The 17,064-nt window shown below is 44.3% G+C and carries 10 protein-coding genes; 8 read left to right on the top strand and 2 right to left on the bottom strand.

All coding sequences use genetic code 11. The features are described from left to right. Positions 1-1,593 carry a RagB/SusD family nutrient uptake outer membrane protein gene (locus tag JRG66_RS00425; RefSeq protein ID WP_265163764.1) on the bottom strand — a complete coding sequence of 531 codons (1,593 nt, stop codon included), beginning with the start codon at positions 1,591-1,593 and terminating at the stop codon, positions 1-3. A 20-nt stretch (positions 1,594-1,613) separates the two neighbouring features. Further along, the gene (locus JRG66_RS00420) at positions 1,614-4,538 is read right to left on the bottom strand and encodes a SusC/RagA family TonB-linked outer membrane protein (protein ID WP_265163763.1); all 2,925 of its coding nucleotides are present in this window, start codon (positions 4,536-4,538) and stop codon (positions 1,614-1,616) included. A gap of 212 nt (positions 4,539-4,750) precedes the next feature. Here JRG66_RS00420 and JRG66_RS00415 point away from each other — a divergent pair, with 212 nt between their 5' ends. The 8 genes from JRG66_RS00415 (at position 4,751) to pfkA (ending at position 17,052) form a co-directional block, all read left to right on the top strand. Next, entirely contained in the window at positions 4,751-5,788 is a 1,038-nt protein-coding gene (locus JRG66_RS00415; RefSeq protein WP_265163762.1) for a LacI family DNA-binding transcriptional regulator, read from the top strand. Between the two features lie 106 nt (positions 5,789-5,894). Beyond that, positions 5,895-7,253, top strand: a complete 1,359-nt coding sequence (locus tag JRG66_RS00410) for an MFS transporter (protein ID WP_265163761.1) — start codon at positions 5,895-5,897, stop codon at positions 7,251-7,253. A 6-nt stretch (positions 7,254-7,259) separates the two neighbouring features. After that, the gene (gene pgmB / locus JRG66_RS00405) at positions 7,260-7,919 is read left to right on the top strand and encodes a beta-phosphoglucomutase (protein ID WP_265163760.1); all 660 of its coding nucleotides are present in this window, start codon (positions 7,260-7,262) and stop codon (positions 7,917-7,919) included. 4 nt (positions 7,920-7,923) lie between these two features. Further along, the gene (gene mdxK / locus JRG66_RS00400) at positions 7,924-10,230 is read left to right on the top strand and encodes a maltose phosphorylase MdxK (protein WP_265163759.1); all 2,307 of its coding nucleotides are present in this window, start codon (positions 7,924-7,926) and stop codon (positions 10,228-10,230) included. Positions 10,231-10,240: 10 nt separating this feature from the next. Next, a complete protein-coding gene (locus JRG66_RS00395) occupies positions 10,241-12,082 on the top strand; it encodes a glycoside hydrolase family 13 protein (protein WP_265163758.1) in 1,842 nt (613 codons plus the stop codon). 2 nt (positions 12,083-12,084) lie between these two features. Continuing rightward, positions 12,085-14,493, top strand: coding sequence for a glycoside hydrolase family 31 protein (locus tag JRG66_RS00390; RefSeq protein ID WP_265163757.1), 2,409 nt, complete (start codon positions 12,085-12,087; stop codon positions 14,491-14,493). 11 nt (positions 14,494-14,504) lie between these two features. Then, positions 14,505-15,941: an alpha-amylase family glycosyl hydrolase gene (locus JRG66_RS00385; RefSeq protein ID WP_265163756.1), complete on the top strand. Its 1,437-nt coding sequence runs from the start codon at positions 14,505-14,507 to the stop codon at positions 15,939-15,941. 124 nt (positions 15,942-16,065) lie between these two features. Further along, the gene (pfkA, locus tag JRG66_RS00380) at positions 16,066-17,052 is read left to right on the top strand and encodes a 6-phosphofructokinase (protein ID WP_265163755.1); all 987 of its coding nucleotides are present in this window, start codon (positions 16,066-16,068) and stop codon (positions 17,050-17,052) included. The last annotated feature ends 12 nt before the right edge of the window (positions 17,053-17,064 follow it).

Below are 17,064 nucleotides of genomic sequence, written 5' to 3'. Positions count from 1 at the left end.
TTAGTATCCTGGGTTTTGTGTTAAGTTGGTGTTTACTCCCAGATCGGAAGCAGGGATAGGGAAGATGTTTCTGTAGGGAGCGGTGGTTGTTCCCTGAGGAACATCACCTTTCCATGCCCACACGCCATTTTCAGTAAAACGGTTGAAACGGATGAGGTCTGTTCTTCTGTGTGCTTCCCAATATAACTCCCTTCCGCGTTCGTTGATTAGGAAGTTGTTGTTAATGGCACTTGCTGAGATAAGCCCGTTACCTTCTCCATAAGCTCTTTCCCTTAGTTCATTGATATAATCAACGGCCTGAGACATATTGGTATTGGTTCTGAAAGCAGCTTCGGCATACATGAGGTATACGTCACCCAGCCTGAACAGTGGGAAATCTGTATCTACATGTTCTCCGGTAGCATCGCTTCCCTGGTTGCCATTTACATCTACGTTCTTGTACTTACCAACTGCATAACCATCTGTAAAGCTGCTTATGCTGTTGATTTCAAGGCTTTGGCCTTCAGTATAGAACATTTCCCTTTCATCGGCAGAATCTGCTCCATCAGGAAACAGGCTTACAAATTCGGGAGTTGTTCTTAGACCTGCCCACCCAGAGTTCACTCCAAATTCTTCAGGGTCCATATCCCCACCAACAGAGGCGTGAATGATAAAGGTGAGTCCGCCGTAAGAGTTAGTGTTAAGTCCGTCAAACCTAATGGGGAAAATGATCTCGTTTTGAGCCCCGTTAACATCATTATCGGCAAGGAAGAGTTTCTGGTAATCGTCTACTAGGGTGAAACCTGCATCTATTACTTTTTGAGAATAGGTGAGTACATCGTCGTATCTTGGAGTACCGGTATAAACTTCTGCATTAAGGTAAAGTTTGGCAAGAAGGGTCCAAACAGCAGCCTGGTCTGCACGCCCATATTCATTCTGGCCTGCAGCTACTACTTTACCTTCTATATCAAGAAGTTCGCTCTCAATATAATCAAAGAGTTCGGCTCTCTGGATTTGTTCCGGAAGAAAAGCACCCACCGGGCTGTCTTCAGTAATAAAAGGAGGGTTTCCATAGAGATCCATCGCGTGATAGTAGCTCAAGGCTCTAAGGAACCTTGCTTCTGCCCTAAACTGCTGAATTTCGGCCATTTCAGATTCTTCAATTCCATTGGCACTTAGATTGGCATCACTAGACTGGCGAATATATTCATTGGCCTGTGCAATTTGATAGAGGATCCTGGAGTACATGGTTCGAATAAATTCGTTTCCTGAAGTCCAGTTCTGCCCGTGTAAATCGGCAATAGTACCATCATTCCAGCCAATTAGGGCTTCATCTGTAGGTAGCTCCTGGAGCATCCAGTAGAGGCGCATGTATTGAGAGAAGCCTTCGTCCAGTCCCAAAAGGTCTGGATTACCTGCAGGGCCTTCCTGCCCGCTCACTGCAAGACCGGCATACAATTTTGCCAGGAACTGTTTGTAAGCAGCCGAATCATCTAGTAACTGGCCCGGTACTTTCCTGTTGTCTTCAGGCTGTAGATCTAGTTCACTCTCACAAGATCCCAGAACTGTAAGGCTGAGGAAGATGAGAAAGAATGATTTTATTTTATTGTTCATATTCATAGTTTTTTAATTCTCTAAAATGTTAGATTAAGACCTAAAGTATAGGTTCTGGGCCTTGGATAGAAGTTGTTATCTATACCGCCAGAGATCTCGGGATCAAGACCGTCATAATCTGTAATGGTCAAAACGTTGCTGGCTGTTAAAGAAGCACGGAAGTCTACTTTTTCTCCTGCGATTAGGTACCCGATAGATACGTTATCAAGCTTCACAAAATCGGCACTTTGCACATAGTAATCTGAGAAGAACTGGCTTTCATTGAAGTCGGTCTCTAGAACGTTTGAGTTAAAGTTCGAGTAGTAAGGTTGCGGAGTAACAGTTCCGGCGCCTCTAAACCCTGTAGCAGACTGCATGTTGTTGTACATGTAACCTCCAAAGCTTCCCCTCCAGGTAAAACTAAAGTCGAAATCTTTATAGTTGAAGTTACTGCTTAAGCCCATATAGAAATCGGGTGAACCTTTTTTGTAAGGTTGACGATCAATTTCCGTAATGGTATTGTCTCCGTTAACATCAACATATGCACCTTCAATTGGCTCTCCATTTGGGTCATAAACCTGTCTGTACACAAAGAAAGTAGTAGGGTCAATTCCTTTTTTCCAGATTTGGATCATGTTACCAACACCACCGCTTATTTCTCCTTTAGGGATAAAAAAGTTTGGATCTTCTCCCAGTGACAATTTTGTAATTTCAAGATCCTGGAAGGTGATGTTGTAATTAAGGGACCAGTTCATCTTATCTGATCTTATAATATCCCCATTCAATCCAATCTCAAGACCCTTGCTCACTGTTTCACCAACGTTGGTGATCAAACGGTCAGATAGGTTTGCACCTGCAGGAACCGGTACTTCAGCCAACAGGTTTTCGGTAGTTCTGTGGTAAGCATCAACGCTACCTGTTAACCTGTCATTAAGGAATCCAAAATCAATACCCACGTTATAGGTTTGCAGCTCTTCCCATTTTAGGTCTTTATCGTATTCTTCTGGCCTAAGGGTTTGGTAAAAACGATCTCCAAACTGGTAGCTGGCACCTCTTTCACTAGGGGTATAGATCCCCATATAACCGTAGTTAGATCCAATTTCCTGGTTACCGGTTACCCCGTAACCTGCCCTTAGTTTTAATTCAGAAAGTACTCCTGAATCTTTAAGGAAATCTTCATTGTTGATCTTCCAGCCTAAAGATACGGCAGGGAAGGAGCTCCAACGGTTATCTTCGCTAAACCTTGAAGAACCGTCCATACGATAACTACCAGAAATCAGGTATTTGTCGGCTATGTCAAAACTTGCTCTTGCGAAGTAAGATTCAAGGGCATTTCTGTCAACGGTAATAGGGTTTAGTACCCAGTTTCCTTCTACGGCAGCATCGGTATATCTCTGCTGGCTGGAGATAAAGAACTCCTGGTAAGAATGTCCTACTGTAAAATCAAAAGCAGTGCTTAAAGATTCAACGTAAGGTTTATAGTTGAAATAGAAATCCAGTAACTGGTTTCTGTTCATTCCCCAATAGACCTCTTCATCTGCAATGTCCTGAAGCACGACTGCAGAACTTGTAGGGCGTATATTAAACCCGTCATTTTCAGAATAATCAAGACCTGCGTTCAGGTTGAATTTTAAGTCATCTACAAACGGAATCCTGTAATCAATGTTAAAGTTTGTGATCAAACGTTTGGTTTTTCCTTCATCTTCACGTTGAAGCAAAAGGGCAACCGGGTTACGTGTAGCCTGTTGTAAAGCCACTCCTTTGTTGTTTGTCCACTCATAGAATCCTCCATAGTTGCTGTTTTCATCATATACAGGCTTGGTAGGATCAAAGTTTACTGCGGCACCAATAGCGCCTTCATCAGCAAAGTTGTTACGGTCAATACTTCCCTTGGCAGTAAGGGTAAGTTTAAGATCGTTGTCTAGAAGATCATAATTGAAAGCAGTGTTTAACGCATTTCTCTCATAAGTATCGGTTCTTAAAACTCCGGTTTGTGAGGTATGGTTAAAGTTGACACGATAGTAGAAATTTTCAAGACCCTGTGAGACCGTAAGGTTGTGAATTGCACCCACCGAAGTTTGGTAGATCTCATCCTGCCAGTTGGTATTAGCATCTCCCAAGAGGCCAACATCGGTACCGGGAGTAGTTTCAATCAGGTTTCTGAATTGTTCGGCATTTAGAACATCAACGGTTTCTACTACCTCTCCAACTGAAGCTTTAAGGTCATACTCAAACTTGAGGTCTGAATTCTTTTTACCTTTTTTGGTGGTGATAAGAATAACCCCGTTAGAAGCCCTAGAACCGTAGATGGCAGTTGCCGAAGCATCTTTAAGTACCACAAAATCCTGGATCTCATTAGGGTTAATAGCATTGAGCTGGTTTCTTACTCCCTGTACACCTCTTTGGTCTAAAGGCACACCATCAACCACTATAAGTGGAGAGTTGTTGGCCGATAGGGATGAACCACCACGAATCCTGATCTCTGTTCCACCTCCGGGTGCACCGCTACCCGAAGTAATTTGAACCCCGGCCGATTTCCCCTGAATCAATTGTTCTGGAGAAACAATGGCTCCCTGGTTAAATTCTTCGGTGGAAATTTGTTGAACGGCCCCGGTGGCATCCTGCCTTCTTGTGGAACCGTAACCAATTAAGACTACTTCTTCAAGTATAGCTGTATCGGGGGCAAGTTGTACGTTGATGGTTTCCTGCCCTGTATAGGGAATCTGTTGTGGAGCGAAGCCTATGTATGATATTACTATCACATCATCGAGATTCACGCCGTCAAGGGTGTATTCCCCATCAAAATTAGTTGTGGTACCGGTAGTGGTACCTCTAATTACTATGTTAGCGCCGGGAATAGGCATCCCTGTATCCCTTTCGGTAACAATACCGCTAACAGTAGATTGAGCAAAAAAGCTCATTGGCATCAATAACATGAGCAATGTGCTTTTAATAAATGTTCTCATAAATTTGCTTTGTTAGGTTTTACTTATTTTAACCTTATATTTCTACTTTCCGGGAATAAAAGTAGCTATTCTAAAAGGATATACAGGTATTAAATAAATCACTAACCCCCTCGAAATCGATTTCGTGTTGAAAACTTTATCATAATCTTAATTTAACAGTAAAATATTATAGATTTACCATTTTTAACGGTCTCCATCTTAACCCCCTTACAATGAAGCCAAAACTTACCCTTAAGCAGATTGCCCGAGAACTTGACGTCTCAGTCTCAACAGTTTCAAAAGCCTTACGTGACAGTCCCGAAATTAGTGACGATACACGCCAAAAAATACAGGCTTTTGCCAAGCTCTATAATTACAAGCCCAACAACATTGCCCTAAGCCTTAAAAACCGAAGGACAAAAACCATTGGTTTGGTACTGCCCGAAATAGTTCATGATTTTTTTGCAACCGTGATTAGCGGGGTAGAGGAAGTGGCAAACAAACGCGGGTATAACGTTCTCATCTGTTTATCAAACAATTCCTTTGACAGGGAGGTGATCAACCTCGAAATGCTGGCTAATGGAAGTATAGACGGTTTCATACTTTCTGTAGCCAAGGAAACCCAGCAAAAAGGGGATTATCACCACCTCGAAGAGGTAATAAGTCAGGGCATGCCTGTGGTGATGGTAGACAGGGTGGTAAATGATATTATTTGTGACAAGGTGATCATAGACGACAGTGACGGTGCCCGAGACGCGGTTCAGCAACTTATAGATAACGGGTGCCGAAAAATAGCAATTATTACCACGGTTGATTATATAAGTGTGGGAAAATTAAGAACCGAAGGTTATCTACGCGCACTTCGGAATAATGACCTGGAAGCTGAAGAAGATCTCATCCTGAAGATTGAAGATGTGGAAAACAGCCATGAAGAAATAGCCGAATTTCTTTCTGAAAGAGAGGTAGACGGGATTTTTGCGGTAAATGAACAATTTGCTACAAGTGCGGTAAAGGCAGTAATAAGTCAGGGGCTGTCTGTCCCAGACGATGTTCTTGTCTTCAGCTTTTCTGACGGAGAATTGTCCCGAAGGTTTATTCCAAGCCTGAGTACCGTAAACCAGCACGGTGCCGAAATGGGTGCAAAAGCGGCCGATTTGCTGCTTGACAGGATTGAAAAAACTACTACAGATGAGAAATTCCAGACTGCCATAGTGAAAACCAGCCTTATAGAACGGGAGTCGACACAAAAGAGAAAAACGCTCACTGTTTAAAATTTTTACTATCTTTGTCGGGATTTTTATCAGGACTTATATTTCTACTTTCCTTTAATAAGTTTTGATAAGTCTAAACAGCTTATCGTAATCAAATAATACGATAATGCAAAAACGCACCCTGAGTTTTTGGGAAATCTGGAACATGAGTTTTGGATTTCTGGGCATCCAGCTTGGCTTTGCCCTTCAAAACGCAAATGCAAGTAGAATCCTGCAAATTTTTGGAGCCGATGTTCATGAACTGTCATGGTTCTGGCTGGTGGCACCTATTACCGGACTAGTAATTCAGCCTATTATTGGCTATTACAGTGACCGAACCTGGACCAGGTTGGGGCGGCGGAGGCCGTTTTTCCTCGCCGGTGCTTTAATGGCCGCGGCAGGCCTCATCTTAATGCCCAATGCCGATCTTTTTATTGCCATTCTCCCATCTCTCTGGATTGGCGCCGGGATGCTCTTTGTAATGGACGCATCCTTTAATATTGCCATGGAGCCTTTTAGGGCTTTGGTGGCTGATAATCTTCCTTCAGACCAGCGCACGCTTGGTTTTAGTATTCAAACCGTATTAATAGGTATTGGGGCCGTTGTAGGTTCCTGGTTGCCTTACGTTCTTGCCAACTGGTTCAATATCAGCAACCGTACTGTGGCAGGGGAAGTTCCTTTAAACCTGCTCCTTTCTTTTGTGATTGGTGCTGCCATCCTGGTAATAAGTATATTAATTACCATCTTCACAACGAAAGAATATTCTCCCGAAGAACTGGAGAAAATGGATGATCAGCCTTCTGCCAATGAAGTGGAAGCTGAAAAGAAATCCAGCCTTCTCGACATTTTCACCGATTTCAAAAACATGCCATTTACCATGCGCCAGCTTGCCTTGGTTCAATTCTTTTCTTGGTTTGGCCTTTTTGGAATGTGGGTGTTCTCAACTCCTGCAATAGCACATCATGTGTATGGGTTGCCACTTTCAGATAACAGCAGCGAAACATACCAGGATGCCGGAGACTGGGTAGGAGTGCTGTTTGGTGTATACAACGCCGTCTCGGCAGTATTTGCCTTTTTTCTCCCTGTGATCGCTTTAAAACTAGGAAGAAAAAGCACCCACATGTTCTCTCTGGTTCTGGGAGGGCTGGGGTTGCTTTCAATTTATATCGCCCCTAATGAGTACTGGCTGCTGCTTTCAATGGTGGGGGTAGGTATTGGCTGGGCAAGTATCCTGGCCATGCCTTACGCTATCCTGGCAGGTTCAATTCCTCCAAGAAAGATGGGCGTTTACATGGGGATCTTTAACTTCTTTATTGTGATCCCTCAAATCATTAATGCAATAATAGGAGGCCCCATGGTAAAATACCTCTATGGCGGAGATCCTATCTATGCACTCGTAACCAGCGGGGTGGCATTTCTAATAGCTGCTGTATTATGTGTGAGGATTCACGACGTAGATGAGCCGGTTGTAGCAAAAAAAGTTTAAAAAATCATGAAGAATTCAAAAGGAATAATATTCGACCTGGACGGGGTAATCGTAGATACTGCCAAATTTCATTATCTGGCGTGGAGAAAAATGGCCAATGATCTGGGCTTCGACATTACGCTCGAGCAAAATGAGCAATTAAAAGGAGTGAGCAGGGTACATTCCCTTCAGCAAATATTAAGCTGGGGAAATAAAACAGTGAGTGAGACCGAATTTGAGCGCCTCATGACCTCCAAAAATGAAGATTATCTCTCAAGGATCGCCCATATGGATGAGGCCGACCTGCTTCCCGGCGTGAAAAAGGTGCTTGACTATTTAACTGAAAACAACATTCCCTTTGCCCTGGGTTCGGCAAGTAAAAATGCCCGTCCCATCTTAAAAGGTCTGGGAATTGAAGAGCGGTTTACAGCCATTGTAGACGGAAATGATGTGACCAAAGCCAAACCAGATCCCGAGGTATTTCTCATTGCTGCAGAAGAACTTGGCCTGCCACCCAAAGACTGTATTGTTTTTGAAGATTCCGTTGCAGGAGTTGAGGCAGCCAATATAGCCGGAATGCTTAGCATAGGGATAGGAGATAAAGATATTCTGAAAGAAGCGGATTATAATTTCGCCGATTTCACACAAATAGATATTGATTTTATAGAAAAAATACTTAGAAAGTAAAGAAATGAATCAGGATTATATAAAACCGAACAACTGGTCAATTCTGGAAGAAGGATTTGATGCAGAGAGAGTAGAGTCTTCAGAAAGTCTTTTTAGCCTTGGAAACGGGGCGATGGGACAAAGGGCAAACTTTGAAGAATATTACTCCGGGAGCACTTTTCAGGGAAGCTACATAGCCGGGGTGTACTACCCCGATAAAACCAAAGTGGGCTGGTGGAAGAACGGGTATCCCGAATATTTCGCCAAAGTTCTGAATGCTCCTAACTGGATAGGGATCAATGTCTTTATCAACGGGGAAGCTTTAGATCTCGCTGCCTGTAAGGAAGTGAGGGATTTCCGAAGGGAATTAAATATGAAAGAAGGCTGGTATGAGCGCAGTTTTACCGCTGTTATGCCAAACGAGCTTGAAGTTGAGGTTAAAGTGATTCGCTTTCTTTCCCTTAAAAGAAATGAACTGGGGGTCATCAATTATGAGGTGGAAGTTAAGAACAGCGACGCCACTGTAGTTTTTGAACCTTACCTTGACAGTGGCATCACCAATGAAGATGCCAACTGGGAAGAGAAATTCTGGAAAACGCTTGAGGTGAAAACCAATAAAGACAAGGGCTTCATTACTGCCAAGACGCTAAAAACAGAATTTCACGCTACCGCATTTATGCAATCGGGCTTGTATAACAACGGCAGTAAGTTAGATGTTGAGCCTACCGAGGTGACCTTTGATGAAAAAGTGATTTTCAGATATTCTACGGAAGCCAGAAAAGGTGAAAAAGTAGCACTTCACAAGTTTGCCGGTTATGTGACCGATATGAACCATAAGCGGGATGAGCTTGTACAGGCTGCCACTTCAGTTCTCAATGCTGCGGTTGATGCCGGCTTTGAAAAATTGCTTGACGAACAAAAAGAAGCCTGGGCTTCGATCTGGGAAACTGCCGATATCGCTATTCAGGGTGATGTTAAGGCCCAGCAGGGTATCAGGTTCAATATCTTCCAGCTTAACCAGACTTATCTGGGGGAAGATGCCCGTCTCAATATTGGTCCCAAAGGTTTTACCGGTGAAAAATACGGCGGCAGTACTTATTGGGATACCGAAGCTTATTGTATTCCGTTTTACATGGCTACCAAAAACCAGTCGGTGGCCAGAAACCTGCTTACCTATAGGTATAACCATCTCAACAAAGCCATCGAAAATGCCAAAAAACTTGGTTTTTCCAACGGAGCGGCCTTGTATCCAATGGTGACCATGAACGGGGAAGAAAGTCATAACGAGTGGGAGATCACTTTTGAAGAGATCCACAGGAATGGGGCTATGGTGGTAGCCATTAAAAGGTATGTAGATTATACCGGTGACTTTGGTTACATCCCCGAAAAAGGGCTCGAAGTGATGATTGCCATTGCAAGGTTCTGGCAGCAGCGGGCAAACTACAGCACCAAAAAGGATAAATATGTGATCCTTGGGGTAACCGGCCCTAATGAATATGAGAACAACGTCAACAATAACTGGTACACCAATTATATTGCAAAATGGTGTATAGATTATTGTATGGAAAGCCTTGAAAAGGTCAAAAATGAATACGCTTCAGATTATGAAAGGCTAATGGCTAAGACCGCCCTTTCGGCTGAAGAGCTTTCAGACTGGAAAGAGGTTTCCGAAAAAATGTATTTCCCTTATTCCGAAGAGTATAAAGTATTCCTGCAACAGGATAATTTTCTTGATAAGGAGATCATTCCGGTATCTGAATTAGCCAAATCCCAGCGGCCTATTAACCAGAAGTGGAGCTGGGACAGGATTTTGCGTTCCTGTTATATCAAACAGGCCGATGTGCTGCAGGGCTTCTACTTTTTTGAAGACCAGTTTTCAAAAGAAGAACTTGAAAAGCATTTCGATTTCTACGAGCCGCTCACCGTTCACGAATCTTCCCTATCGCCCTGCGTGCACAGCATTCAGGCTGCGGCTTTAGGCAGAATGGAGCAGGCTTACGAGTTCTACCTTAGAACTTCAAGGCTTGATCTAGATGATTATAACAACGAGGTGAAAGAAGGCTGCCATATTACCAGTATGGCCGGTACCTGGATGAGTATTGTTGAAGGTTTCGGCGGAATGCGCGTGCTCAACGGAACTCTGTCTTTTAATCCGCAGATCCCTGAAGGCTGGGAGAGTTTCTCTTTCAAGCTCAACTTCAGAAATCAAATCTTAAAAATCAACGTGGCACCGGGCAAAACCAGTTTTACCCTCGAAGGTGATAAAGCTCTCGAGATCCTGGTAAAAGGTAAACCGGTAAAAGTAGAACCCAGTGTGCCTGTCACTGTCTAAAATGTTAATAATGAAAAATTATATTTTCCTTTTTTTATTCCTGTTTGGCGTATCTGTACATGCCCAGATAGAGAAGGTAGAACCGCCTTTCTGGTGGAGCGGTATGAACCGGTCAGAAATTCAGTTGATGTTCTACGGTAAAAATATTGCTGAATATTCAGTTTCTACTCCTTCAGAAATGATCGTGAGCAATGTGAGAAAGACCGAGAACCCAAACTACCTTTTTGTGACCGTGCAGACTGAAGGTCTTAAGCCTGCTACTTACAACATCAGGTTATCCAAAAAGGGCAAAAAAAGCATGTCTTATCCCTTCGAGCTGAAGCAGCGCGAACCGGGATCGGCTCTCAGGGAAGGTTTTGATGCGTCAGACGCTATTTACCTTATCATGCCCGACAGGTTTGCCAATGCCAATCCGGCGAATGATTCGCATCCGCAACTCCAGGAAAAAGGGGACAGGAGCAATCCCGGCGGCAGGCATGGTGGCGATATAGAAGGTATTATCCAGAATCTCGATTATTTGGAAGATCTTGGGGTTACCGCCATTTGGAGCACGCCTTTGCTTGAAGATGATGACCCTGCTTACTCTTATCACACCTATGCGCAAAGCGACGTTTACAAAGTAGACCCGCGTTACGGAACTAATGAAGATTACCGTCGCCTGGCTACCGAGATGGAAAAGCGCGATATGAAGTTGATCATGGATTATGTGACCAACCACTGGGGCGCAGAGCACTGGATGATCAAGGATTTGCCGACTTACGACTGGGTGCACCAGTTTCCGGGATATAAAAATTCGAATTACCGAATGACCACCCAATTCGATCCCCACAGCTCAAAAGTAGATACCCAATTAAATGAGAACGGCTGGTTCACGTCTACCATGCCCGATCTTAATCAGAGCAACCCGTTGGTGTTGAACTACCTTATCCAAAATGCCATTTGGTGGATAGAATATTCGGGCCTGGACGGGTTTAGGGTAGATACCTATTCTTACAACGAAAAAGAAGGTATTGCCAAATGGACCAAAGCCGTTATGGATGAATATCCGAACTTCAATATTGTAGGAGAGGTTTGGATGCACGACCAGGCGCAGATTTCCTACTGGCAAAAAGATTCTCCGGTGGGGGCAATCCAGAGTTTTAATTCGCACCTGCCGGCGGTAATGGATTTCACCCTTCACGATGCCATAATGGTGATGTTCAACGAAGATGACCAAAGCTGGGCAGATGGAATGGTAAGGGCCTATGATAATTTTGCGAACGACTTCCTTTACAGCGATATCTACAATCTTTTGGTGTTTGCGGGCAACCACGATACCAACAGGATCAATGAAGAATTTGATGGCGATGTAAACAAGTACAAACTTGCCATGACGCTTATTTTGACCACCCGCGGAATTCCGCAGTTGTACTATGGAGATGAGATTGGCATGCGTGGCGACAAGCCTGCAAAAGGAGACGCCGATATTCGCAGGGACTTCCCCGGCGGCTGGGCAGGAGATGAGCAAAACGCCTTTACTGAAGCCGGAAGAACTCAGCAGCAGAATGAATATCACGCTTTTACCAAAAAACTGCTGAATTACCGTAAGAACAACGAGGTGCTGCACACCGGCAGGCTGTTACAGTACGCACCGCTTGAGAATGTCTATGTGTACTTCAGGTATAATGAAAATGACAGGGTGATGGTGGTGATCAACAACAATCCTGAAGCTCAAAGCCTTGATCTTAGCCGTTTTGCTGAAGGTTTGGCTGGCGCAGTTTCAGGAAAGGAAATTATTTCGGGGGCGCAGGTTTCTCTTGATCAAAACCTTGAAGTTTCAGGGAAATCTTCACTTGTAATCGAACTGGATTAATCATGTTAAACTCCCTGCTGAAAGACCTCTCTAAAATGGCATTTTTGAATGCCCTTCTTTTGATGTCTTTCCCTTTATTCGCCCAAAACCCGGAAAGAATTTTCGGGGAAGTGGCGAAAACCGAGTCGGGCGTTGAGGTTGCAACAAGTGACGGCAAATATATCTTCAGGTATTTCACGCCCGAGATCGTTGAAACTGCTTTTATTCCTTCAGAAGAAGAATATACAGCGAAATCACATGCCGTGGTGCTCGAGCCACAGGCGGTTAATTTTACTGTTTCCGAAGAAAAGGAATCCGTTATTATTGATTCTGAAGGTTTGGATATAGTGGTGTCAAAAATGCCATTTCAGGTCACCTATTTTTTTGAAGGGGAAAAGGTGATTTCAGAAAAAACCGGTTATACAAAAGGGGAGGAGCTTGAAAAGTTAGATTTTAACCTCACCGAAACCGAAGTTTTGATGGGCGGTGGCGCCCGTGCCCTGGGGATGAACCGGCGCGGCAACCGGCTGGAGCTGTACAACAGGGCGCATTACGGTTACGAGACCAAAAGTGAGCTGCTCAACTTCACGTTGCCCGTGGTGCTGTCTTCAGAAAAGTACCTTTTGCACTTTGACAATGCGCCCATTGGCTTTCTCAATCTCGACAGTAATTTCAGCAATACTCTAAGCTATGAGACCATTGGCGGGAGAAAGACCTACCAGCTGGTGGTGGGAAAAACCTGGGAAAATATTGTTGGAAATTACACTTTATTGACCGGGAGGCAGCCCTTACCGCCACGCTGGGCACTTGGGAACTTTTCCAGCCGTTTTGGCTATCATTCCCGCAGGGAAGTGGAGGAGACAATTGAGAAATTCAGGGAGGAAGAAATTCCGGTAGATGCCGTGATCATTGACCTCTTCTGGTTTGGGCACGAAATTACCGGGACTATGGGAAACCTCGAATTTGCCACCGATTCTTTTCCCAATCCTGAAGAAATGATGCACAATTTGGCACAGGATGGGGTGAAAACCGTGCTGGTGACCGAACCTTTTATTCTCACCACTTCAAAGCGCTGGGAAGAAGCCGTGCAAAATGATATTTTGGCAAAAGATTCCCTCGGAAATCCCTTTACTTATGACTTTTACTTCGGAAACACCGGTTTAATTGACATTTTTGAGCCCGGGGCACAAAAGTGGTTCTGGAAAATTTATGAAGAGCTCACCCAAATGGGCGTTGGCGGCTGGTGGGGCGACCTGGGAGAACCTGAAGTTCATCCTGAAGCCCTTATACACGCTGCCGGCACCGCCAATGAAGTGCACAATATTTACGGGCATTACTGGGCCAAATTAATACATGAAGGTTATGAAAATGCCTTTTTAGACCAGCGGCCGTTCATTTTAATGCGCGCCGGGGCTGCAGGTTCACAACGCTTTGGGCTAATGCCCTGGTCTGGCGATGTGAACAGGAGCTGGGGCGGCTTAAAACCACAGCCCGAGATCTCGCTGCAAATGGGATTGCAGGGGCTGGCGTACATGCACTCCGATCTCGGCGGATTTGCCGGCGATAACCTGAATGATGAATTATATGTGAGGTGGCTGCAGTACGGGGTTTTTCAGCCGGTGTACCGGCCACACGCCCAGGAAGAAGTGCCTTCAGAACCTGTTTTTAGAGAAGAACGCACCAAAGAACTGTCAAAAAAGGCTATTGAGTTAAGATATCAGTTGCTGCCTTATAATTACACGCTTGCTTTCAGAAACTCTGCGGAAGGCCTGCCGCTTATGCGACCGCTGTTTTTTGAAGAGCCCGATAATTTCAGGCTATATTCGGATGCCGGCACTTATTTGTGGGGAAAGAACTTCTTGATTTCACCTGTACTTCGGGAGAATATTAAGGAACAGCAAGTGTATTTTCCGAAGGGATCTAACTGGTTCGACTTTTATTCGGGGAAGAAATATCCTGGTGGCAGCACAGCTACAATTCAGCTGAAAGAAGAGCATATTCCAACCTTTGTGAGAGGCGGGGCCTTTATTCCCATGGCGAAACCTATGCAAACTACGCAGCATTTTTCCGCAGAAGATATAGAGCTGCATTACTTTTTTGACAGGGAAGCCGGTGAAACTGAAGACATCCTTTATCATGATGATGGAGAATCGCCTGAGGCCCTGGCTTCCGGAGACTACGAGCTGCTTTACTTAAAGGGGCGCACAGAAGGCGGTAAGCTGCACCTGAGTGTTCTAAAAAAACCTGGTAAAGCCGGGAAAACTTCAGAATTTAACGAGACGGAAATTATAGTTCACAACCTGCAATCGGGCCCCAAAGAGGTACTGCTTGACGGGAAGAGGATTCCATTTGAATACAATAATAAGGACTGCAGGCTAATAATTCCTGTGGCTCTTAAACAGAAGATTACAAACCTTACCATTATTAATTAAACCTATTTCACATGAAAAAAATATCAATTTTATTGCTGGGAATGATAAGCCTGGTTTCCTGTAAGAATGAACCGGAGCAGGCAGCGACCGAAGTTAAGCAGGAGCAAAGCATTGCACCGGTAGACAACGAAGCCATGGAGAGTGCAGTGATTTATGAAGCCAACATCAGGCAGTATTCCCCAGAGGGAAGTTTTGATGCTTTTACTAAAGATATCCCGCAGTTAAAAGATCTGGGTGTTAAAGTGATATGGCTAATGCCAATTTATCCTATTTCTGAAGTGCGAAGAAAAGCTACAAACGATTTGAGCATAGAAGATATTGAAGACCCCGAAGAAAAAAAGAAATACCTGGGAAGCTACTACGCTATCGCCGATTATACCGAAGTAAACCCTGAATTTGGTACTAAAGAAGACCTTGATGAGCTCGTGCAAACAGCGCATGAGAACGGTATGTACGTGATTCTTGACTGGGTGGCAAACCACACCGGCTGGGACCATGCCTGGCTTGAGGAAAACCCCGATTTCTACACTCAAAATGACAAAGGGGAGCCTGTAGATCCTTTAAACCCCGCTACCGGGGAATCTTGGGGATGGACAGATGTTGCCGATCTTAATTACGACAATAAAGAGCTTTGGGAGGCCATGACCGCCGAAATGAAGTACTGGATAGACGAGCACAATATTGACGGGTTTAGAGCCGATGTTGCCGGAGAAGTACCCACCGAATTCTGGGAGCAGGCAGTGCCTAAACTCCAGGAGACCAAACCGGTATTTATGTTGGCAGAGTCTGAAGACAAAGACCTGTTCCACAATGCATTTGATATGGGATACAACTGGGAGGGCCATCATTTGATGAACCAGATTGCCCAGGGGGAAGCAACTGTGGCAGCCTGGGACGAGTACATGAAAAAAATCGACACTACTTATCAGCAGGATGATTATCTCATGAATTTTGTGACTAACCACGACGAGAATTCCTGGAACGGTACGGTGCGCGAAAGAATGGGGGATGCTTCCGAAGCTATGGTGGCACTTACGTACACTATTCCCGGCATGCCCTTAATTTACAGCGGGCAGGAATACGATATGGATAAGAGGTTAAGGTTCTTTGAAAAAGACACTATCTCCAAAACCAAGGGAACTATGTGGCCACTGCTCGAAAAACTGGGAGAGCTCAAGAACTCAAATGCTGCCCTAAGCGGTGGCAAAGAGGCGGCAGATTATGTGAGGCTTAAAACATCGGCAGATGAGCAGGTTTTGGCTTTTGAAAGGAACAAAGCAGGGAAAAAGGTGGTTTATGTGGCCAACCTTTCAGATAAACCAGTCGATTTTACCCTTGAGCTGAAAAGTGAGCTGCAACCTTATCTTGGAAAAAAAGAGTTTAAGAAGCAGAAAAATGACCAATATCATATGACCGCTTGGGAATATGTAATATTAGCAGATAATTAATAAATAGCCTAAAAAAATATAAAAAAGCCTCAAAAAAGGGGCTTTTTTCTTTTTTATTAACCGAAAACGTTTGAGAAGTTTAATAGATTAGGTTATCTTATATAATTGAAATAGCTTTACATGGATGTTAGAGAATATTAAAAAGATCGGGGTTTTAACTTCGGGAGGTGATGCTCCCGGAATGAATGCGGCGATTAGAGCTGTGACCCGAAGTTGTGCTTACTACAATATCGAGTGTATAGGAATTTACAGGGGCTACCAGGGCCTTATAGAAGGTGAGTTTGAATTGCTCACTGCCCGCTCTGTAAGAAACATCATCAATAAAGGCGGGACCTTTCTCAAATCGGCCCGTTCGCAGGAGTTCCGAACCAAAGAAGGTCGTGCAAAGGCTTTTAAAAGGCTTCAGGAAGCCGGAATTGATGCTCTTGTGGTCATTGGGGGAGACGGAACCTTCACCGGTGCCATCCACCTGCAGGAAGAACACAATATCCCCATAGTGGGAATTCCCGGAACTATTGACAACGACATTAACGGTACAGATTATACAATTGGCTATGATACGGCTTTGAACACCGTGGTTGACGCTATTGACAAGATACGCGACACGGCCAGTTCACATGACCGTCTTTTTCTTGTTGAGGTAATGGGCCGTGACGCCGGTGATATCGCCTTGAACAGTGGAATTGGAGCCGGAGCCGAAGAGATCCTTATTCCTGAAGAAGACATGGGGATAGACCGCATGATGGAATCTCTCATGAAAAGCCGAAAAAGTGGCAAAACTTCAAGTATCATCGTAGTAGCCGAAGGTGAAAAAAGCGGAAAGAACATTTTTGAACTTGCCGAATTCATTGGTGAAAACCTTACGGGTTACGACATCCGGGTTTCGGTTTTGGGGCACATCCAAAGAGGGGGGGCACCCAGTTGCTATGACAGGGTACTCGCCAGTAAACTGGGCGTAGGTGCCGTAGAAGCCATTTTAAGGGGAGAAAGTGGAGTAATGGTTGGAATCACCAATAAAATCGTAACCTCGGTAGACTTTGAAGTCGCCATTAAAGGCCGCAGGCCATTAGATAAAGAATTGAGACGGGTGTTAAACATAACTACCGTATAATTTTAATTTAAT

Source organism: Salinimicrobium tongyeongense, from assembly GCF_026109735.1.
GTDB lineage: Bacteria > Bacteroidota > Bacteroidia > Flavobacteriales > Flavobacteriaceae > Salinimicrobium > Salinimicrobium tongyeongense.
The sequence above is the reverse complement of the archived record's forward strand: the minus strand, read 5'-3'. Positions and strand labels throughout refer to the sequence as shown.

What these genes read in the sequence shown, in the direction of transcription:
- JRG66_RS00425 (WP_265163764.1), bottom strand. Translation starts at nt 1,593, where the DNA reads ATGAACAATAAAATAAAATCATTCTTTCTCATCTTCCTCAGCCTTACA.
- JRG66_RS00420 (WP_265163763.1), bottom strand. Translation starts at nt 4,538, where the DNA reads ATGAGAACATTTATTAAAAGCACATTGCTCATGTTATTGATGCCAATG.
- JRG66_RS00415 (WP_265163762.1), top strand. Translation starts at nt 4,751, where the DNA reads ATGAAGCCAAAACTTACCCTTAAGCAGATTGCCCGAGAACTTGACGTC.
- JRG66_RS00410 (WP_265163761.1), top strand. Translation starts at nt 5,895, where the DNA reads ATGCAAAAACGCACCCTGAGTTTTTGGGAAATCTGGAACATGAGTTTT.
- pgmB (WP_265163760.1), top strand. Translation starts at nt 7,260, where the DNA reads ATGAAGAATTCAAAAGGAATAATATTCGACCTGGACGGGGTAATCGTA.
- mdxK (WP_265163759.1), top strand. Translation starts at nt 7,924, where the DNA reads ATGAATCAGGATTATATAAAACCGAACAACTGGTCAATTCTGGAAGAA.
- JRG66_RS00395 (WP_265163758.1), top strand. Translation starts at nt 10,241, where the DNA reads ATGAAAAATTATATTTTCCTTTTTTTATTCCTGTTTGGCGTATCTGTA.
- JRG66_RS00390 (WP_265163757.1), top strand. Translation starts at nt 12,085, where the DNA reads ATGTTAAACTCCCTGCTGAAAGACCTCTCTAAAATGGCATTTTTGAAT.
- JRG66_RS00385 (WP_265163756.1), top strand. Translation starts at nt 14,505, where the DNA reads ATGAAAAAAATATCAATTTTATTGCTGGGAATGATAAGCCTGGTTTCC.
- pfkA (WP_265163755.1), top strand. Translation starts at nt 16,066, where the DNA reads ATGTTAGAGAATATTAAAAAGATCGGGGTTTTAACTTCGGGAGGTGAT.